The sequence below is a fragment of the Bradyrhizobium sp. SZCCT0231 genome (genome assembly GCF_018130245.1).
Taxonomy (GTDB): domain Bacteria; phylum Pseudomonadota; class Alphaproteobacteria; order Rhizobiales; family Xanthobacteraceae; genus Bradyrhizobium; species Bradyrhizobium japonicum_F.
Genome location: NZ_JAFCKP010000010.1, coordinates 154,257 through 175,647, shown reverse-complemented (window position 1 = coordinate 175,647; position 21,391 = coordinate 154,257). Strand labels below are relative to the sequence as shown.

At 59.3% G+C, this 21,391-nt stretch carries 9 protein-coding genes and 1 pseudogene; 4 read left to right on the top strand and 6 right to left on the bottom strand.

Going from position 1 to position 21,391, the window contains the following annotated elements; translation table 11 throughout:
- Positions 1 to 3: 3 nt before the first annotated feature.
- The 3 genes from JQ566_RS22700 to JQ566_RS22690 all read left to right on the top strand — a co-directional run bounded on the left by JQ566_RS22700 (position 4) and on the right by JQ566_RS22690 (position 8,988).
- Positions 4 to 2,022 carry a preprotein translocase subunit SecA gene (locus JQ566_RS22700; protein ID WP_212375726.1) on the top strand — a complete coding sequence of 673 codons (2,019 nt, stop codon included), beginning with the start codon at positions 4 to 6 and terminating at the stop codon, positions 2,020 to 2,022.
- A 159-nt stretch (positions 2,023 to 2,181) separates the two neighbouring features.
- Positions 2,182 to 7,875 carry a LamG-like jellyroll fold domain-containing protein gene (locus JQ566_RS22695; RefSeq protein ID WP_212375723.1) on the top strand — a complete coding sequence of 1,898 codons (5,694 nt, stop codon included), beginning with the start codon at positions 2,182 to 2,184 and terminating at the stop codon, positions 7,873 to 7,875.
- A gap of 258 nt (positions 7,876 to 8,133) precedes the next feature.
- Positions 8,134 to 8,988 (top strand): hypothetical protein, encoded by an 855-nt coding sequence (locus JQ566_RS22690; protein ID WP_212375720.1) that lies wholly within the window; start codon positions 8,134 to 8,136, stop codon positions 8,986 to 8,988.
- Between the two features lie 1,047 nt (positions 8,989 to 10,035).
- On the opposite strand, the gene JQ566_RS22685 is transcribed toward JQ566_RS22690, so the two are convergent.
- From JQ566_RS22685 to JQ566_RS22670, 4 genes and pseudogenes are all read right to left on the bottom strand, one after another.
- Positions 10,036 to 11,349 carry an HlyD family type I secretion periplasmic adaptor subunit gene (locus JQ566_RS22685; protein ID WP_212375717.1) on the bottom strand — a complete coding sequence of 438 codons (1,314 nt, stop codon included), beginning with the start codon at positions 11,347 to 11,349 and terminating at the stop codon, positions 10,036 to 10,038.
- Positions 11,346 to 13,280 (bottom strand): type I secretion system permease/ATPase, encoded by a 1,935-nt coding sequence (locus JQ566_RS22680; RefSeq protein WP_249139734.1) that lies wholly within the window; start codon positions 13,278 to 13,280, stop codon positions 11,346 to 11,348. The genes JQ566_RS22685 and JQ566_RS22680 overlap by 4 nt, the downstream gene beginning before the upstream one ends.
- Positions 13,281 to 14,165: 885 nt before the next feature.
- Complete coding sequence (locus tag JQ566_RS22675; RefSeq protein ID WP_212375715.1) at positions 14,166 to 16,880, bottom strand: Ig-like domain-containing protein; 2,715 nt, start codon at positions 16,878 to 16,880, stop codon at positions 14,166 to 14,168.
- A 516-nt stretch (positions 16,881 to 17,396) separates the two neighbouring features.
- Positions 17,397 to 17,683 (bottom strand): annotated as a pseudogene (locus tag JQ566_RS22670) (transposase domain-containing protein); the annotation flags it as partial.
- A 491-nt stretch (positions 17,684 to 18,174) separates the two neighbouring features.
- Here JQ566_RS22670 and JQ566_RS22665 point away from each other — a divergent pair.
- Entirely contained in the window at positions 18,175 to 18,933 is a 759-nt protein-coding gene (locus JQ566_RS22665) for a phosphatase PAP2 family protein (RefSeq protein WP_249139733.1), read from the top strand.
- A 264-nt stretch (positions 18,934 to 19,197) separates the two neighbouring features.
- On the opposite strand, the gene JQ566_RS22660 is transcribed toward JQ566_RS22665, so the two are convergent.
- Positions 19,198 to 20,235 (bottom strand): glycosyltransferase family 2 protein, encoded by a 1,038-nt coding sequence (locus tag JQ566_RS22660; RefSeq protein ID WP_212375712.1) that lies wholly within the window; start codon positions 20,233 to 20,235, stop codon positions 19,198 to 19,200.
- Positions 20,225 to 21,373 carry a glycosyltransferase family 4 protein gene (locus JQ566_RS22655; RefSeq protein ID WP_212375709.1) on the bottom strand — a complete coding sequence of 383 codons (1,149 nt, stop codon included), beginning with the start codon at positions 21,371 to 21,373 and terminating at the stop codon, positions 20,225 to 20,227. The genes JQ566_RS22660 and JQ566_RS22655 overlap by 11 nt, the downstream gene beginning before the upstream one ends.
- Positions 21,374 to 21,391 lie beyond the last annotated feature (18 nt).

Here is a 21,391-nt window from a genome sequence, read left to right as displayed (position 1 = left end):
CGTATGCTCAAGCGCAAACGAAACTTCGTCGGCTCGACCTCGGTGGCGGTGGACGCACCCTATGCGGAGCAACCCGCTCGCCGAGAGATTGGCCTCGATGCTGCCCTGCTCGACGCTTGGGGCCGGGTCTTGCCGTTCCTGCAGCCGGCCCTCGCGCGTGATCGCCTCAGCCGCTTTGTCCGGTTGGTCGGCGATCTGGAACCGCCGTTCGCTGTCCTGACGGACCGGCGTTTGCGCGAAACCGCGGAGGAGCTGCGCGCATCATTGCTGTCGACTCACCCCTACTCGCATCAAATGGCGCGTTCGTTTGCGCTTGCGCGCGAGGCGGCGCGTCGTCACGTCGGGATGCGTCTCTTTCCGGTACAATTGCTCGGCGGCGCCGCCATGATGGGAGGCGCGGTCGCCGAAATGGAAACCGGCGAAGGCAAGACTTTGACGGCGCTGCTGCCGGCGATCACCGCCGCACTCATGGGACATCCGGTTCATATCATCACGGTCAACGATTATCTTGCGCGCCGCGACGCTGAACAGCTCGCACCTATCTACAAGGCGCTCGATCTCACGGTCGGGCTCGTCGAGCACGGGCAGTCGCGGCAGGAGCGGCAAAGTGCTTACGCAAGTGACGTCACCTATTGTACCAACAAGGAGCTTGTGTTCGACTATCTCCGCGATCGGCTCGCGCTCGGCCCCCGCCGCGCCCGTTCTCGGCTTTCTCTCGACACAATATTCAACAGCAGACTTGCTAGCCAGCATCAATCACCGCTTTTGCGCGGTCTGCATTTTGCGATCGTAGACGAGGCCGACAGCGTCCTGATCGATGAGGCCCGCGTGCCATTGATCCTCTCCGGAACGCAAGAAGGAGCCGAGAATGCCGGGGGCCTGTACGAGACCGCACTGGATCTCGCTCGACGCCTAGTGCCCGGCGACGACTTTCATGTGCGCGCAAACGAGAAGTCGGTGCGGCTAACCACCCGCGGCGAGAGCCGGATCGCTCAGCTCGCTGCAGGACTATCAGGGCTATGGGCGATCCGGCGCGCGCGCGAAGAACTCGCGCAGCATGCGCTGGCCGCCCTTCATCTTTACCGACGCGATGTCCAGTATATCGTCGTTGATGGCAAGGTGCAGATCGTCGACGAGTATACCGGGCGCATCATGCCGGACCGCTCGTGGGAAGGCGGCATTCACCAGCTCATCGAAGCCAAGGAGCATTGCACTATCACGGAGCGACACACGACCCTTGCGCAAATAACCTATCAACGCTTCTTTCGACGCTACATGCATCTTTGCGGCATGTCCGGGACGGCGATCGAGCCGGCGGGGGAACTATACGGCGTCTATGGCCTCCGCGTTGTACGCATCCCAACAAACCGGCCATTGCGCCGAACGAATGCCGGCACACGTTTGTTTCCGACGGCCAGCCTCAAATGGGACGCCGTGGTCGATTCAGTTCACGACACCGTTCGCAAAGGTCGTGCCGTGCTCGTCGGGACCCGCTCGGTTGAAGCCTCTGAGCACATTTCGCAGTTGCTTGGCAGATCGGGGCTCGAAGCCGTGGTTCTTAACGCGCGACAGGACCACGCAGAGGCCGAGATCATTGCGGGCGCGGGTCAACCGGGCCGCATTACCGTCGCTACCAACATGGCCGGCCGCGGCACCGACATCCAACTACATCCTGCGGTCCGGAGCCGAGGCGGCTTGCATGTCATCCTGACCGAATATCACGAGTCCCGCCGCATCGACCGCCAACTCTTTGGGCGCGCCGGCCGCCAGGGTGATCCCGGTAGCTACGAAACGATCGTCGCGCTCGATGATGAGCTTTTCAGACGTTTTGTGAACCCAAAGCTTCTTCGGTTGCTAGGCAAACGATCGAAACGAACGCAGCCAATTCAAGGAGCATTGGGACGCGCATTGCGCAGCTATGGCCAACACGCGGCCGAGCGCCTTCACGGGCGAGCCAGACGGACCGCCCTCGCCGAAGATCTTCGCTTCAACAGAATTCTCAGCTTCGCCGGGACTGAATGATGCTCCGCATTCTCCCGAAGCACACGCAAATATTGTTATTTTTTGTAAAACATCTCATAAATCTATAGCTAGACCGGTGCATTATGATACTATTTAATTTGACATTAAATAACGACTATTTACCCAGCGCGATTCCGGTTGTGGCATTCGGAGACAACGATGTCGGGTTCCTGGGGCTTTTTCGGTCATCTGGCGCGACGGATCGTTCAGGGCAGTGCGAGGAGCGATCGCGAGACGATTGGCGAGGGCAAACGCGATGCTAGCCATTCGCCGCTGATCCTCGAGGTGCTCGAGCCGCGCATGCTGCTCGCCGCGGATCCTCTTGGCATCACGGCAGGCTACGCCTTCAACGAGGTCTCGGGCACCACAACGGCAGATGCGTCCGGTCACGGCATCGTCGGCACGCTCACGAACGGTGCGACCTTCACAGCCGGAAAATACGGCAATGCGGTCGCACTCGACGGCGTGAACGACTTCGTCGATCTTGGGGATCCGACTGCGCTGCAACTGACTGGCAGCATGACTCTCAGTGCGTGGGTTTACGTGCGTTCGTTCCCCGCTGACGATGCGCCCGTTGTGTCCAAGCGCACCTGGGGCGAATCCGGATACCAGCTTGACATCACCGCGGACACCGGACCTCGCACGATCGGGTTCAAGCTCACCAACAGCTCTGGCGGACAGATGTTCCGCTATGGCGCGACGGCGCTGCAACCCAACACCTGGTATCACGTCGCCGGCGTCTATGACGCCGCAGGCCAGACTTTGAACGTCTATCTCAATGGCGTCCTCGACAACGGACAGTTGACCGGCACAGTCACGAGTTCCCAGCAGAATTCGACGGCCAACGTGAATATCGGCAGTCGGCCGGGCCGTACAGGATTCGAGTTTCCTGGCCTTATCGACGACGTGCGCATCGCCAATCATGCGCTCACCCCCGATCAGATCCAAACCGATATGGCGACCCCCCTCGCCGGAACGGCAGACACGATTGCCCCGACCGTGTCCCTCGCGCCGCCGGCCTCGATCGTATCCGGCACCGTGAGTCTCGCAGCGAGCGCGTCGGACAACATCGGCGTTGCCGGAGTCAAGTTTCTGCTCGATGGCAACACCCTGATCGCCACCGAGGATACCACCTCGCCATACGGTGTCTCATGGACCACGACCACGGCATCGAACGGCCCGCATGCGCTGACCGCGCAGGCACGCGATGCTGCCAACAACATGACCACTTCGACGCCGGTCAACATTACGGTCGACAATCAAGCGCCGACCGGTACGGTGACGATCAACGGCGGCGCCGCGGCAACCAACAGCACCTCGGTCACGCTGACGCTCACTGCGACCGATGCAGTGACTTCCGTCAAGCAGATGCGCTTCTCCAACAGCGGGAGTTCGTATTCGACGGCGGAAGCCTTCGCCCCGACCAAGGCTTGGACGTTGTCGAACGCAACAGGCACCAAGACGGTCTATGTCCAGTTCATGGACGCCGCGGGCAACTGGTCCGCGGCGGCGACAGATACCATCGTGCTCGACACAACCGCACCTACGATCTCCGGGCAGAAAGCAACGAACCTGACCGCGAACTCGGCACAAGTCACGTGGACCACCAACGAGCCCGCGACTTCGCGGGTCGAGTATGGGCTGACGACCAGTTACGGATCGTCGACGACGCTCGATGCGACCCTGATGACGGCACACAGCGTTGCGCTAACCGGCCTTGCTCCCAACACTACCTACAATTACCGCGTCCGTTCGATCGACGCTGCCGGGAACGAAAGGATCGGCTCAAACGCCACATTCACCACGACTGCCACCCAGGACACCACGCCGCCATCCACTCCCACAGGCCTGGTGGCGACCGCGGCTTCGACAACGCAGATCAATCTTTCGTGGAATGCCTCGACCGACAACGTTGCGGTCACCGGCTATCAGGTCTTCCGCAATGGTGCGCAAGTTGGCACCCCGACGACGACCACGTTCAGCGATACCGGTCTGTCGCCAGGCACATCCTACACTTATACCGTGCGGGCGCGGGACGCGGCGGCGAACCTCTCCGGACAGTCCACACCGGCCAGCGCCACCACGCTGACGCCCGATACGACGCTGCCCACGGCCACGATCACAGGACCGACGGGATCTGCGACCGTTTCGGGTACGATCACGATCAGTGCCAATGCGTCCGATAATGCCGGGGTGGCCGGCGTGACCTTCCTGGTGGACAATGTCGCGGTCGGCGGGGGCGAAGACACTACATCACCCTACAGCGTCAGCTGGGACACCACGACGGTCGCGAATGGCGTCCACACGATCACGGCCCGCGCACGGGATACCTCCGGAAACACCGGCGATTCGCTGCCCGTCAGCATCACGGTGTCGAACACTCAAACACCGGGTTTGGTCGCTGCCTATTCCTTCGATGAAGGATCGGGAACGACTGCGGGCGATTCCTCAGGGCAGTCAAACCTAGCGACGCTCAACAACGGCGTTGCTTGGGTAACCGGCAGGAATGGCCGGGCCGCGAGCTTTGACGGAGTCAACGACTACATTTCCATTCCAAACTCTGCCTCGACCAACATCTCCGGTAATGCCCTCACACTGTCGATGTGGATCAATCCCCAATCGCTCGCGAGCGGCGATTCTGTCGTCATCGGCAAGTTCTGGAACACGACAATGTCGTCGCCCTACTACCAGTATGGACTCGAACTGCGCGGCGGCAATCAGACCGATTTATATATTGGTACGCCCAGCGGCGCGCTCGTCGCCGCCGGAGGGACCACTTTGCCATTCAACCAGTGGTCCCACCTCGCCATCACTTTTGATGGTGCGCAAGTCAAGACCTACGTCAACGGAACCCTCGTCAACACGCAGGTGCTGTCAGCAACTATCACGGCGCGCGGCAATCCCATGCGCATCGGAACGGATGCCTCGACCGCGCAATTCTACAAGGGAGCGCTCGACGACCTGCGCATCTACAACCGCGCGCTGACGTTGGCCCAAGTGCAATCGGACATGACGACGCCCGTCGGCAACCCGACGGCCGGAGCACCTCAGGTCTTGATAGCTTCCCCAATCAATGGGGCGCAAGTTAGCGGCATCGTCAATGTGACTGCAGATGCAACCGACGATACCGGCATCGCCAATGTGCAGTTCTATATCGACAATGTGGCAACCGGCTCCCCCGATACAAACGACCCTTACGCGCTTGCGTGGGACACGCGTACGGCCAGTAATGGCGCGCACACTATCACCGCGAAGGCGACCGACATAGATGGCCACGCGACATTGTCAGCACCGATAACCGTCAACGTCGCGAACAGCAGTTTCTTCCGGAACGAAATCCTGGCGACGGGATTCAATCTGCCGACCGCGATCAAATTCCTTCCCGACGGCCGCATGCTGGTGGTGGAACTTGCGGGCACAATCAAGATATTGCCCCCGCCCTATACCACGCCCGATCCCACGCCTTTCCTGCAACTCACCAACATCGGCTCGGCAGGAGTGCAGCAAGGCATTTATGACATAGCGCTCGACCCAAACTTCAACACCAATCACTACTATTACATCTTCTATACGCTGGGCACACCGAACGTGGATCGCTTCTCGCGCTTCACGGCGAATGCAACGCTGACGGGTACCGTGCCCGGTAGCGAGTTCGTCATCTATCAGGACACTGAAATTGCCAATGCCGAGCACCACGGCGGGGCAATTAACTTCAGCAACGACGGCAAGATCCTGCTCACGACCGGGGAGCATTTCCAGGCTGGCGAATCGCAGGATCTCACGAAGCCGCGCGGCAAGATCCTGCGATACAACATGGACGGCACCGTTCCCACCGACAATCCGTTCTACGATGGCAACGGACCGAACTACGATGCAGTATGGGCGCTTGGTCTGCGCAATCCCTTCCGCGCCTACTACGACGCGCCCACTGGGCGGCTTATCATTGGCGATGTTGGCGGAAACGTCTATACAACTGCAATCGAGGAAATCGACATCGGAGCGAAGGGCGCCAATTACGGCTGGCCGAACGTGGAAACTCCGAACGGGAATCCCGCCTACACTGCACCGGCTTACTACTATCCGCACAATGGACGCGACGCCGCAATCGTCGCCGGGTTTGTCTATCACGGCACGCAATTCCCAAGCAGCTATCAGGGTAGCTTCTTCTTCGCGGACTACACTCAGAACTGGATCAAGCGCATGACGTTCGACGCCAACGGAAACGTGACCGGCGTCTTCAACTTCGAGCCAGCCGACGGCTCGGTAGATGGCCCCTACGGCGACATTGTCTACTTGACCGAAGGCCCCGATGGCGCGCTTTACTATGTCGACCTCGGCTATTCCGATATCAGCGGCACATTCGGCGTAAGCAAAATCCGCCGCATCGAATTCATTCAATCGGATCTGCCCCCGGTAGCGACGGCTTCGGCATCACCAACGACAGGACCCAGCCCGCTCACCGTCAACTTCTCCAGTAGCGGTTCATCTGATCCGGAAGGAAAGCCTCTCACCTATTCGTGGAACTTCGGTGACGGCGCGACTTCGACCGCGGCCAACCCGTCGCACACATACACGGTCTCCGGCCCGTATCAGGCCCGGCTGACGGTCTCCGACGGAGTCAATTCCACACTATCGACCCCGATCGCGATCAGCGTCGGCAATAGTCCCGTTGTCAGCCTCCTTGCGCCAACCAATGGCGCGACCTTCAGGGCGGGCGACGTGATCACATTCAGCGGCACCGCGACCGATGCCGAAGACGGTACACTCCCCGCAAGTGCCTATACCTGGAATATCGACTTCCTCCACGAAGGTCATGTTCATCCGGGTATTCCTATCACCGGCGTGACCAGCGGCACGTTCACGATCCCGACCTCCGGGCACGACTTTAGCGGGTTCACCCGATATCGAATCACGCTGACCGCGACCGATTCCAGCGGGCTGCAATCCAGCCAATCCGTCACGATCTTCCCCGATAAGGTCAATCTCAATTTCAACACGGCGCCTGCCGGATTGACACTGTATCTGGACGGCATCGCGCGCACGACGCCGTTCACCTACGACACGTTGATCGGCTTCAATCATGAGATCGAAGCGCGCAACGCGACCGTCGGAACCACGACCTACAACTTCGCCTCGTGGTCGGATGGCGGCACTCAAGATCACATCATCACAGTCCCCGTCGGCGGCGCGACCTATACTGCGACTTATAATGCCGTCACGACGCCGGCACCGTTAGCATTCGTCCAGGTGAATTCCGCCACCCCGCAAACCGACCAGACCCAGGTATCGGTCGCCTACACGAACGCGCAGACGACAGGGAATACGAACATCCTGGTGATCGGATGGAATAACACGACATCGAATATTACGTCCGTCACGGACTCGGCCGGCAATGTCTATCAGCTCGCCGTCCCGACAGCGCGAGGCAGCGGTATCAGCCAGGCCATCTACTACGCCCCGAATATCAAGCAAGCCGCCGCTAGCGCGAACACTGTGACAGTGACCTTCAACACTGCAACTCAATACGTGGACATTCGCGCTCTGGAGTACAGCGGTCTCGCTCTCATCAATCCCTTTGATATCGGCACCTCGGCGTCGGGCACCTCCAGTTCAGCCAGCACCGGGGCCGTTACAACCTCCACCGCGCATGAGCTCATCTTCGGTGCCGGAACGACGACGGGTGGGTTCACTGCGGCCGGCAGCGGCTTTACCACGCGTGTCATTACAACGCCTGACCTTGATATTGCCCAGGACCGGTTCGTAACCGCGACGGGCAGCTACAGTGCGACAGCATCTCTCCAGGGCTCTGCGGCATGGGTGATGCAGGTCGCGACCTTCAAGGCAGTGGGGTAGTCGGGATGCCGCGTCCCCAAGGCTTATGCGGCAACGCCGTTGCGCGCAACCTCGTGTGCAGCGATGCCCTGAATGGCCAACGCCCCCGCGCCATGCCACGGTCGTTTGACGGCTGGTTGGTCGAACCGACGCACCGAAGTGCCGGATCGAGCAGGACGGCGGCTTGCGTAAGGCTCTTGGAGAGACCTCAGAGGGCTCTCAATGGCGCTCCGGTTGGAGCCCTCACGGCTAAATTGAAGCGACACGAGGCGCTACATTATGACTGCTTCGGATGAACCGATTGTTGGTAGTTCCGCTTCGCCGCTGGTGAAGGACCTGCCTCGTGGTGTATTTTTCGCAGGATTATTTGCCCTGGGATGCGCCAGTGGGCTGGCATCCCGTGTCATTCAATCGGTCCACGGGCTTGGATGGCTAGATGCGCTTCTCGGCACGTTTGAGATCAGTGTAATCGTTTGGATATCGTGTGTCGCCGGAGTTTCCCTCGTTCTTCAGGACCGAACGATTGGGATTCGTTCTTCAGAACTCGTCTTGGGAGCGGCCTTTGTGCTGCTCGCCATTCTACCGGTAGGTCCCGCCAGCTGGCTGGCAGTAACCGCGCTCAGTCTCTATATCATCAACACGTCCGATGCCTCATCATTGCGGCGCGGCGCTCTTATCCTTCTGGCCGTTACCGTGCCCATGCTTTGGAGCCGGTTGTTCTTTCATTTCTTTGCTGAGCCAATTTTGCGGATCGACGCCGCACTCGTTGGTTGGATATTGGGTACCCCTCGAACCGGAGACGTCGTCGAATTTGCCGACGCTTCCGGCGTTCTGGTCATTCTGCCAGGCTGTTCCTCGCTCGCAAACGTATCGCTTGCGTTTCTCTGCTGGGTGACGGTGAACCAGTTAGTCCGCCACAAGAAAACTGCTTACGATCCATTCTGGTGTTTGATGGCTTGCTTCTCCGTCGTGACGGTGAATGTCACTCGTATAAGCTTTATGGGTTTGAGCCAATGGCACTACGCCATGTTCCACAGTTGGTGGGGAGGCGCGGTCGCGAACACAGCCATTTTGGGCCTGACGGTCGGCTTCTGCGTACTGGGGGTGAGGCGTGAGCTCCTCCGCCCGATTTAAGTGGGCTATCGCGGCCGTGCTATTGCTGGCCATTGGATGGAAGATTGCGATACCATTTGAAAATCCAGACCAGCTAGCGGAGGAGCTTGTTGGATTCCTCGAACGAAATCACTTCAGCGTCGTGGCGACCAATGAAATTACGACTGGCACTCTCATCATCCGAGCCACCAGAGCGTCATGTCAGTTGCAGGTCGCAAAGCTTACTCCCGACGGATCGAACCGAAATCTCGTTCGACATCTGGCAACAGGAACCGATCGCTCGTTCGTCGTGTTTCGGGGCGACGTTTACACGCAACAACCGATAGCCTGGACGGTGTTTCATTATCTGTGGTCGAGATTTCTTCGCGAACTTGGATTCGTTCGGCACATCGCCCCTGTCATCGACGTGGCGGAGAGCTTGGGCTGCAATGCAGAACGGCTCCCATGGACCGAACTTCAAGATCGTCCCGCGTGATTCACAACGGGCTCCCGGATCTAAATCTTCGTGTGCGGACATCGGAGCTCTGATGCACCGGCGTCAAATCGTCGCGCGCGTATTATCCATCAGCGTCCACCCACGATTTTATATTGACGGCATTTAATTTTGATGATTATTCTGCCTTAAATTATTTATTTTTTGACTGCGGAAGCAATGGGAGAAGAAATATGACCTTGCCCGGGTGGGTCCTTGCAATCTTCCTCACGATGGCCGCAGCGGTGCCGGCCGGCGTCTACTTCACGGCTACTCTGTTCTTTCCTCCTGACCAAAGCTACACCTACGTCGGTCAGGGGACGGGGACAGCACAGGGCGCACCCGGGCCGGTCGCAGGGGCGGGACTATCCTTCGCCGCAGTTGCATATGCGGCCTATTGGATAATCAAGCGCCGTCGACGCAAACCGGACTAAGCGCGACTTGATCGGCCTCTGTACAGCGCGACAGTCGCGTAATCCTGCTCTTGGCGTACGGCTTGCGAGCAGGAACGGACAGCAGCGGTCGGATTCAACCCGATAGGCGTCGGCCCCGATCGCGTGAAGTCGAGCGCTGCTAGTCTGCGCGAAGACGAAGACTCAGCGCTCCTTGAATGCACGCTCCGCCTGATCGTGCAGCGGCTTAAGCAGGTAGGACAGCGCGGTCCGACCGGCTGTCTTGATGAAGACCTCCACCGGCATGCCGGGCAGCAGCTTGGCCGATCCAAGTTTCGCCAGCTCTTCGGGCTTCAGCAGGACGCGCCCCGTGTAGTAACTCGTGCCGGCACGCTGATCCTGCGTAATGTCTGCCGAAACCATGCTGACCTCCCCATCGATTTCGGGGGTGGTCTTCTGGTTGAACGCTGCGAAGCGCATTGTCGCGGTCTGCCCCACATAGACCTGGTCGATATCGCGCGGAGCGATCTTGACCTCGATTGCAAGCGAATCCGCGTCAGGTACGATCAGCATGATTTGCTCGCCGGGAGAGATTACCCCCCCAACCGTGTGGACGCTGAGCTCGTGGACGCGGCCAGATTGCGGTGCCCTGATATCGACCCGATTCAATTGATCGACCGCTGCGGTTTTGCGCTCGCCCAGCTCGGAGAGCTTCGAGCGCGTTTCGATCAGGTCCTTGCCGACCTCCGTCCGCAGATCCTGGTCGATCTGAATGATCTGGAGTCCGATTTCGGAGATCTTGCCCTTCGACTGAGCAATCATTCCCGCGAGCTGGCTGCGCTCCCCTTCGATGCGGGCGGAGTCGCGCTCGAGCGAATTGAGCCGCGTGATCGGCACCAGATTCTTCTGCCAGAGGCTGCGCACGCCTTCCAGCTCCTGGCGGATGAATTCGACTTCCTTCTGCTTGGCCTCGGTCTGCCCCATATAACCCTTGATCTCGTTCTCCAGCTGCGCGCTCTTCTCCTGCAACTGGGCTTTTTGGCCGCTCCTTGCCTGACGGCGAAGGTCGAACAGCTTCCGCTCCGCAGTGATCGCACGGCTCGCCTCGGAGTTGCTCTCCTTGGCCCGGTCGAGCAGCAGCTTGGGAAACTTAAGCTCCTCGGCACCATCGCGCTCGGCCTCGAGACGAGCCTGCCGCGCGAGCAGCTCATCGATGCTGTTGGTGACAATGGTCGCATTTGCGAGCGTCTGAGTCTCGTCGAGGCGGATCAAAACGTCGCCTGCATTGACCCGGTCGCCCTGGCGCACGCGCAACTCTCCCACGATCCCGCCGGTGGCGTGCTGGACCTTCTTTACGCTCGAATCCACCACGACCACGCCTTGGGCGATCACCGCGCCCGACAGTTGGGTCGTTGTCGCCCAGCCGCCGACCCCAAAGGTCACCAGAGCGAACATGATCATTCCGACGATCATGTAACGCTGGATGGATTGCAGCGCCGGCGCTACCTGACCGTTCATCGGCCTCCTCCTTGAGCTTCCGCGACGACCTTGAGCGGTACCGGATTTCGCAACACTTTCCTGAGAACCTCCTCTCTCTTGCCGAAGGACTGAACCCTGCCTTCCCCGAGGCACACGACATGGTCCACACCTTCAAGCGCCTTCGGACGATGCGCGACGACGACGACAATCCCACCGCGGCGGCGCACGTTCAGGATCGCCTCGGTCAGCGCCTCCTCGCCCTCCGCGTCGAGATTGGAAGAGGGCTCATCGAGCACGACCAGGAATGGTTTTCCGTAAAAGGCACGTGCGAGACCGATGCGCTGCCGCTGCCCGGCGGACAGCGCCAGTCCTCCCTCGCCGATCTTCGTGCTGTAGCCATCCGGAAGCGAAAGGATGAGATCGTGCGCGCCCGCGGCATGCGCGGCCTCCAGAACAACGGCGGCTGTCGCCTGCGGATCGAACCGTGCGATGTTCATTGCAATGCTTCCGTCGAACAATTCGACGTCCTGGGGCAGATAACCGATGTGCTTGCCCAGGGCGTCCGAAGACCAGTGATCGAGCGCGGCGTTGTCGAGCCGGATCCGGCCTCGCATGCACGGCCATACCCCCACCAGCGCACGTGCCAGCGTCGACTTCCCGCATCCGCTCGGACCTATGATTCCAACCGCCTGCCCGCTCCGCAGTTGGAACGACACTTCGCTGATGGTGGGCCTCTCCGAGTTTGGCGCACCGATATAGAGATGCTCGACGGTGAGAGTCTCGGTAGGAGGAGGCAATGCCAGCCGCTCCTCCTCGCTGGGCAGAAGCTTCAGCAAACGATCGAGCCGTTGCCCCGATTGCCGCGCGGCGACGAATCCTTTCCAGTTCGCAATGGCCATTTCGACGGGTGCCAGTGCCCGCGCGGTGAGGATTGATCCCGCAATGATGATGCCTGCCGTCGATTCCTGGTTGATGACGAGGACTGCGCCAACGGCAAGAACCAGCGATTGCAGGATCGCTCGAAAGATCTTGGAGGCGCCCCCGAGGCCGTTTGCGACGTCGCTGGCCCGCTCATGGGCCGCGAGATACTTCGCGTTCACATCCCGCCAACGTAAGGCCGCCTGTTGCCGCATGCCCATGGCTTGCAGAACCTCGGCATTTCGCCGCCCCTCGAGTGCGAGTGCCGTTCGCGAGACTGCGAGACGCGAGGACGCCTTTGCCGGCCCTCGGGTGCGTGTTTCCGTAAGCATCGTGATGCCGACCAGCACCAGCGCGCCGGCCAGCGCAGTGACGCCGATCCAGAAGTGAAAGAGGAAACAGACGCCGAGATAGATCGGCATCCAGGGCAGATCGAACAGCGCCGTCGGCCCTCCGCTCGACAGAAAGCTGCGGACCTGATCAAGGTCCCGTACCGGCTGCAAGCCGTCTCCATCGGCCCTGGTCTTCAAGGGAAGGCGAACAAGCGCATCGAATATGCGAACACCGAGCCTTTCATCGAAATACCGACCAATCCGGGCGCTGATCCTGTTCCTGACGAGATCCAGCCCGCCCTGAAACAGGTAAAGCACCGTCGCAAGAACCATCAGGGCGATCAGCGTCGGTATGCTGCGCCCGGGCAGCACCCGATCGTAGACTTGCAGCATGAAGAACGAGCCAGTGAGCATGAGGAGATTGCTCATCCCGCTGAAGGCCGCGAGAGCCCAGAAGATCCGGCGGCAAGACCGCAGGAAAGCCGACAGCTCCGACTGCGACTCATCATAGTCGCTGGTCCGCCGCGGCAGACCGGAGAACAGTCGTCGCCGCAAGACTTCGACGAGGTGCTTTGCCCAGGCGATCGGCCCTTGCGTCCGCAGTTCGGCATCTTCCAGCCACTGTCGTGCGGCGGCCCCAAATCTCGTCAAATGCGAAAGTTGGATCCGATAACGGCCTGCTGGCAAGGGGATTACGCCCCACCGTTCAAAGTTTGTCATGATTCCCGCCCTTGAAAACGCGCCTTATGTGACGATCCCCAAGAAGATCACCAAGGCAGGTCCCGAGTTTGATTTCCCTGTCGTCGAGCTACTGTTTACGCGAAGTAGAAGTCAGGTCGATTTTACGCACCGAGCCTGACCAACTTGAGCGTGTCGCCTGTCGGCAGCAGCGTGACATGATGACCATCCCGCCATTTAATCTGCTCTCCCAGCTTCTTCGACACGTACTCCACTACGAAGTCGTTTGCAGAGCGCGATGTCGTGGCGATCTGTATCCACCACCTCATGGTTAATGCTCGGTCTCACGTGCCGGTCGCCATGGGCTTTTTTGGGACCAGATGGGGGCCGGGCTGAGGTTTTTTAACCAGCGGTCAACTCACGGCACTGCAGTAATCGCGTGATTTTCTTTCGATTAAATATTCACGCATTTCTCTGATGTCATGCCAGACAGCGAGACTCAACACGCTTCCATTGCGGCACGGCCTCAGCCCACAGAAATCGTTTACTTAAACGCCCGGCGGCTCATCCGAGCACGAGACCGTCCGCTTCACGGTTTAATTTTATTTATTTCTACGTGCTCGCGGTATTTCCTAATGCGATGGGAGCCGAGCAAGGCTGTCTGATCGGAGCGAAGAAAGTGTAGCGACACGAGGCGCTCGGTTGCTTGTCGCGACCGGTCCGGGAATGACCATCGCGCGAAGCATCACCGGCTAAAGTCGCGCGTATCGATCCTATCCGGGGCGCTGTATACCGCAAACGCCGCGAAGTCGCTCACGCGTAGATCACAATAGAGGCAGCCAGAACAAAAGAAGGCGGGGGACCATCCCCCGCCTTCCATGATCTGCACCGCAGATTGGTGGCTACACCTTGTCGCTGAACACGTGACTACGCGAAATGGAAGTCATGGCTGTTCAGCTTGTCGAGCTGCGTGTTCTTTAACGTGAGCGTGTCGCTCCCCGTCGCGATGACGACGTCGTGGCCTGACTGGGCCGCATGGGAGAGAACGCTCGCAAAACTATCGAACACGCTCTTGCTGAACTCGATCGTGTCGTGCGCAGGTCCGCGGGCAGCGAAGTCCTTGATGACGTCGTGACCGAAGTTCGACGCAAACTCGAAGGTATCCGCCCCCCTTTTGCCGACCATGATGTCATTGCCCGTGGTGCCGGTCAGCGTATTGCTGCCGCCCGTGCCGATGATCGCCTCGCCCGAACTGGTCGCGACCACGTGGCCAGTCGTATCGACCTGCTCCGCGGTAAAGGCGTGGGTCTTGCCCGACAGATCGGAGGTGTGGAAGCTCCACTTGCCGTTGTCGCCCGCCGTGACCGAACCGACCGACGTCGTGCCGTCAAACAGCTTGATCTGGCTGTTTGGATCGGCAGTGCCCTTGATCGTCGCGGTGTGATCCCAGTGTGGGCGCACATTGGTGACTTCCACCGTCGAAGTGCCGTTGCCGCCGTGCGAGCCAATCGGCGGATCGATCGGCTGCGACAAGGTGCTGGTGTTGCCGGCTGCGTCGGTGGCCGAGGCGACGAACCAGTGAGATCCGGTTTTGAGGCCAGAAGTCGTCACGCTGAAATGCCCATCGGCGCCTGTTGCCGCCGTGCCAAGCAGCGTCGTCCCCTCGTAGACCTTGATGGTGCTGCCCGCCTCGGCCGTTCCGGTCACGGTCGCACGATGATGACTGGTCACATCGCTGAGCAGAACCGGAGCATCGGGGGCAGCGGAATCCACCGTGAGATCCAGCACGGTCGATGCCTTGCTGGTGACGCCAGAGACCGTGTCCGTCGCAGTGAGACTATGCTTGCCATCGGGCAACGCGACAGTCGTGTAGTGCCAGGCTCCATTGGCGTCCGCTGTGGCGGTGCCGAGCTGGGTCGCGCCGTCGAACACTTTGACCGTGCTGTTGGCAGCCGCGGTCCCCGCCAGGGTCAGCGTCTTGTCGTTGGTGATGTGATCACCGGCGACACCGCTGTCCGTCGAAAAAGAGGCGATTTTCGGCGCGGCCGGCGCTGTGGTGCCCGTGCCCGACGTGCCCGAGCCGGTCGAGCCTGACGTTCCAGAACCGATGACCGGATCCACGCCGGCTGACGCGACACTCACGTTGCCCGCAGCGTCCGTGGCCTTCGCCGTCAGCACGTGCGAGCCTGCCGACAGAGCGGAGGTCGTCAGACTCCACGCTCCGCTCGAATCGGTCGTCGTAGTACCGACCTGCGTCGTGCCGTCATACACCTTGATCGCGCTGCTCGCTTCGGCGGTACCTGACACGACAGCCTGATTGCTGCTGTTCACGGTATCCTTCGCGATCGTCGGTGCAGCTGGTGCCTTGGTGTCGACGGTGACAGCCACTGCAGCCGACGCCACGCTGGTCTGGCCCGACGAGTTGGTCGCAGTCGCCGTCAGCGTGTGCTTTGCGTCACTCAGGACCTGGGTGATGTAGTCCCAGCTGCCCGTTGAGCTCGCAGTGGTCGTACCGATCTTGGTTGAACCATCATAGAAGGTCACCGTGCTGTTGGCCGCAGCAGTGCCTTTGAGCTCGAGGGTGTTGTCGTTCGTCACGCCGTCACCGGCGACGCCGCTGTCGGTCGAAAAAGAGGCGACAACCGGCGCCGCGGGGGCGCTCGGAGCAGGTGAGCTTGGCGCCGTGTAGGTGGGCCCGGTGTAAGCAGGCGCATTGGCATCCTGCTCGACCTCGCCGGTTACCATGTTCACATTGTGGACGAAGGAGGTCTGGGAATAGGAGTCGTCCGGCCCGGCGGCCGGATAATTGAAGCCGAAGGCTTTGGTCACATCAAAATAGTTGTCGTGCGTCGAAAATGTCCCGCTCAGATTTGCGGCATCCGTCCCCGGACCCGAGACGGACATCCAATAGCTGACGCTGCCGATCAGGGTGTTGCCGGCAATCTCGCCCGACTTGGTGTTGTCTGCAATGAAGCCCTGGGTCGTACCGCCATCCTGGACCGCCGTGTTGTAAAGAATGTGGGTCGAATCGATGGTCGGGCCATAGACTTGGAGATAGTCGCCATGGGTGCCTGAGCCGCCCATGCCGGCCTGCTGCAGCAGGTTATATTGAATGGTGATGTCGCCACCGTCTTGACCATGGCGGCCGATCAGGTCGGAGTTGGAATTCTTCAGCCATGAATATTCGATCGTGAGGCCGGGCCCTTCCATTTCGACGAGGAATTCGGCATGCCCACCGCCACTCAGGCCATCGATGGTACAGTTGGCGATATGCAGATTTGAGGACGTCGACGTCCCTGTAATAACGGCATCCTGCGGACCCGACGGATTGAGACCATTGAAGTTCGAGTTGGTCAGGGTGGTGTTCGCTGCCGTGGTTACGACAGCCCAGCCGCCGAAATCATAACCGTCGAGTGTGACGTCGCTGCCCGTCACCGTGATGCTCTTCTGAGCCGCGTCAACGGACACGCCTGCCATCGAGATCGTTGCAGGATCCTTGAGCGTCAGCCCCGTCGGCACGCCGACGTGATAATCCACCCCCGCGACATTCCATGCCGGCCGGTTCGCACCATAGGTGTCCAGTAAGCTCGAAAGCTGCGCTGATCCAACTGGCGCGTTCGCAGAACCGTCGTTAACTGCCATTACCTGTTCTCCTGATTTGATGTCATCCGCATGTGCTCGACCCCGAAGGGCCTTCCCCGAGCAACATGCCATTCATTTTGATTTATTGGACAAACCATCACGCGATGATCGCCGAGGCGACCATTGGCTGGGTGCCGCGGGCTTTTTTGGGACCACAACTAGGCTATGCCGGGGTCATGTTTGGCTCGCACCTGCCACACTCACTCGGATACAAATCAAATTGTGGAAATGCCTAGACGACTGGATTGTGAATCGTTTGCGATTCAAAACAAGGAATATTATCGCCCGACGCGATTGATTTCTGTGGAATAGTTGCCGTTGCGCATTTGCGGCCCGACACTTACGGCGATGCACAGAATCCACTAGTTAATATTTTCATTTGCATACCATGGTTTAATCAACGCTGTAATAAATATTGTGGCAAAGCAGATCTGAACTTCATCACACGTGACGCGCGGCACGCACCTTTATTCGCAACAACACCACTCAGTCTCGATGCGTCTCATGCGTCGTTTTTCAGGCCACAACTTTGATGTGTTGGCGACGAGAGGCCCACGGAAGCAGTTCATCGATGTCGCTGCTTGGCCGTTGACGATTCCAGTGAGTGTCAGCCAGCAGGCAAGCGGATCGACGTCGTTCAGCGTACAGGTCTCAACCACGGAGGCGATGATGGCCCGGTGCTCGGCGCCTTGGTCGGAGCCTGCGAACAGCGCATTTTTCCAAAGCGCCGTCGGACAGATCAAACGCTCGACCGCGTTGTTCTCGATCGCGATGCGGTCATCTTCGGTGAAGCGCGTCAGACCGTTCCGGCCGGCGTCGGCCCCCTTTCGATTAGCCTAGCTAGCCGGGGCCGATGCCTGCATTGGGGCTGTCTTGGCGGTCACGTCCGAACGATACCACTAAAGAGCGAGTGCCGTATCTCCCTCGTTTTCAGGGGTGGGTCGTTAACCACTTCTCCGCCGACGTCTTTACCTCGCCGGAATGCGCCCTGCGCCAGCGGCAGCAGTTCGTCGTGCTGTACCCTGAAAAGCTTGGGGACTGCCGTTGTCGGGCGAGACTGGTTAACGGAGCGAGCAGGGATAGCCGGGTGGATAGCAGGTTCAGTGGTACCGCTCCAGGTCGTTTGAATAATATCTCCCCATTCATTTGGCTAGCGAATTAATATAGCCTTGGAAGCGATGGAGTTCATACGCATGAAACGGCAGTTCGGGAAGAACCAGACGAGGTCATCTGTGATCTCGATCGTGCCCACGGAGGGCGCGCGTTCCCCTGGGATAGGCTGTCGAAAAGCACATTGTCCGCGCCAGTAATTGCTCTCGCCGCTGCAACCTTCGGATTGCCGCTTCTTGCGGCAAGGTTCAGCGGAACGGTAAGCGGCGCATGGGATCAGGACCTCCTTCTCAGACTCAACTCGTTCGCTGCAACTGACTCGCTATACGTATGGGAACTTGCCAACAATTCCTTGTTCAGGGGACTTCCGATATTCTTCTCAATACTCGCGTTGTGGTTCGCCGGCGATGACCGAGAACGGCGCAGCCGGATGCTCACAGGACTTATTGCGGTTTGCCTCGCGACCGTTCTCTCCGTTTGGATACAATTTCATTTTGCCACCCACGATCGTCCGCTTCTGGACCCAGCGCTTCCTTTGAATGTAGCCGATCCGCGATGGAGTTTGGATTGGGACCGCAGAAACTCGTTCCCCAGCGACACCTCGACACTATTCTTTGCACTGGCCACACTGATCCTCATAGAAAATCGATTGGCCGGACTACTTTGCTTTCTCTGGGTCGCCGTCATTATAGCATTGCCGCGGGTCATCTTCGGATGGCACTATCCGAGTGACGTGGCCGGCTCCCTGGTCTTAGGACCGGCATGCGTCTTGCTCTTCTACGCAATTCCTTACCCGCGAGCGCTGTTCGAGCGCATGCTGATCCGATTTCAGGATCGCATGTATGTTGTCCATGCACTTCTGTTCATTTTCTTGAGTGACGCGTCCATGTTGTTCGTTAGTTTACAGAAACTCGGAAAAGCTCTTGTGCGGCTGTTGGGCTGACCGCACTAGCGTGGAGCTCCGACAGCTTGTTCGCAGTCATATCGAGTCTGCTGATCGGCATCCTCGGGCCAATACGACCGCGGCCTCAAGGAGGCTAGCGGCGCTGGCCTTCTCTCATCCTTCATGGCCCGGCTGGAAGCGATCTGCGAGACGATTAAGCATGAACGACCTCTTCAGCCGCTGCCGCGCGCGTTCCCTAGTTCGGTCGGGATTCCCAGAGGTACGCTGGCCGACGCTCCAGAAGACGCTGGTACACAGGAGCACCTAGCCGAACATGTGCAATCGCAGGGAAGCGTCCGGCTTTCCGGTCTTTCCCAGCACTCCGTCTATCAGTCCCCTGACCGTGATCTTCGCGGCGGTTGGAGCCCCGATGGCGACGTACCTGGTCGCGTACAACAAGCCGAAAGCAAAATGGAGACCCCATCGCCATCCTGCCTCCCGGCGAGCGTAGACAATGCTATTGCGGGCAGACAGATACACCGACAAGTAGGAGCGTTTCCTCGGATCTACGGCAGAGCCGATAGCCGTTCCCCCGATGTGCCGTACGATCGCTCTTTCTGCAAAGCCGATCCGATGCTTGCCACGGCGACGCCCCCAGTCCAGATCCTCCATGTAGAGGAAGTAGTCTTCAGTCATCAGACCGACCTCTTCAACGAAGTCGCGCGTAACCAGAACGCAAGCACCGCTGATCGCGTCAATCTCAGACATCTGCTCGTGCGACGGAGCACTCCCCGCCGGAGCGTTCCGACCAACTGCTACGACCCGGCCCGTCATGGAAGACCAGTGAAGACCGTAGTTGATGATTTTATCCGGCACGTGATCGAACACCAAGGTCGCACCAACCATACCGAATCCTGCGGCAGCCTTCGCCATTAGTTCAGACAAGCAATGACTGTCCACTTCGGTGTCGGGATTGAGAACGAGCACCGCATCCCAGCCCGGGCTGTCAAGGAATTGCTCGAGCCAGGCGTTGACACCACCGCCATAGCCCAGATTATCCACCGCAAGTCCAAGCCGAACGATATTTGTCCTGCTCGGAAATCGACATTTTTCGACGGCGGCTAGTCTTCCTCCCGCTTGATCCAGAAGATCCGAGCCGCCGTGCAGCTGCCGGAGCGTTCGCTCTGGACCGGCAACTACCGCCATCAGCCGCTCGAACGCTTCCTTCCCACCGTTCTCACAGACGAAGACCTCGAAATCCTTCCAATCAGAATGAACCAACGACTTCAGACAGCGATCAACGTCATCCGGATTGCAGTACGAGACGATGAGCACCGCAAGTTTGGCGCGATCAGTTGCCATAGCCTAGGCACCCTATCATTTGCTCGCGGCGCCTGCTAGCGACCGCGGTCCACGTAAAGCGCTGCGCATGTTCAAGCGCAGCAACCGACATCCGTTGTCGAAGTTCAGTATCCTCAGCCAGCCGACGAATAGCCGCAATCCAACCAACTGCATCATACGGATCCAGAACAAGACCCTCACGTTCATTTCGGACGATCCGTCCCGCGCCCATGTCGGTCGTTATGACCGGTAGACCGCAAGCGCACGCCTCGTAGGTGACTTGAGGTCCGCCCTCCTCCAAAGATGGGAAAACGAAGATATCCGCCGATCGATAAAGCGACCCGACATCCTCGACATAGTCAAGCACCGTCACGTCATCCCGTGCGAGCAAGTCGCAGTATCTCTCCTTGATGACCGGCTCCATTCTTCCAGCGAGAACCAGCTTGCCAGTCACCCGGCTCCTCGCCCAATAATCGAGGATCAAATGGGCTCCCTTTCGCACGCCAATGATCCCGACGAAGACCGCAGTCAAACCATGGTTCGAGGGAAGAAGCCGATTCTTTCCCGAAAGGCGCACTGGGTCCCACCCGTATGCTGTTTCTAAGCATTTGCTTTTCGACACACCGTTCTCAAGCAACGAACTTTCCACCGGTTGATTCGGGCAGAATATGTAGTCCACGGCCTCAAGATCTCTGGTCTCGCAATCAACTACTGCGTCCGTGATCCCATGCATAGGCGCCACACCAATCCGGCCATATGCTCCGTCAAGAATTGTCTTGGCGGTCCTGGTATGACAATTGAACTGCTCTCGAAACACCGTGACGTCACGCCGTTTCAATTCCTGGAGCAACTCCATGCTTGCGCTGGGCCAGAGATAGGCAGCCAACCTGCGCGACCGACAGCGATCCAGATATGAGAGGAACGCGGCCTCCATGCTTCGGCTGGCGCTGTTCTTCACCCAGCCATATGGGACGTACCGCTTCCAAGCGGGCAAGGCCTCGATCACTTCCACCAGGGGCAGAGGCCATCGGCTCCGCGGAGTGACGATCGTCACGTCGAAATTCTGATCGACCATAGCCTCTGCGAGGGAGCCGCAGGTGTAGCCCACTCCTTTGCCTGTAAGTGGCAATGGCATCAAAACGCCCGTCGAGAAACTCAATGCAACCTCTGTAGTCTG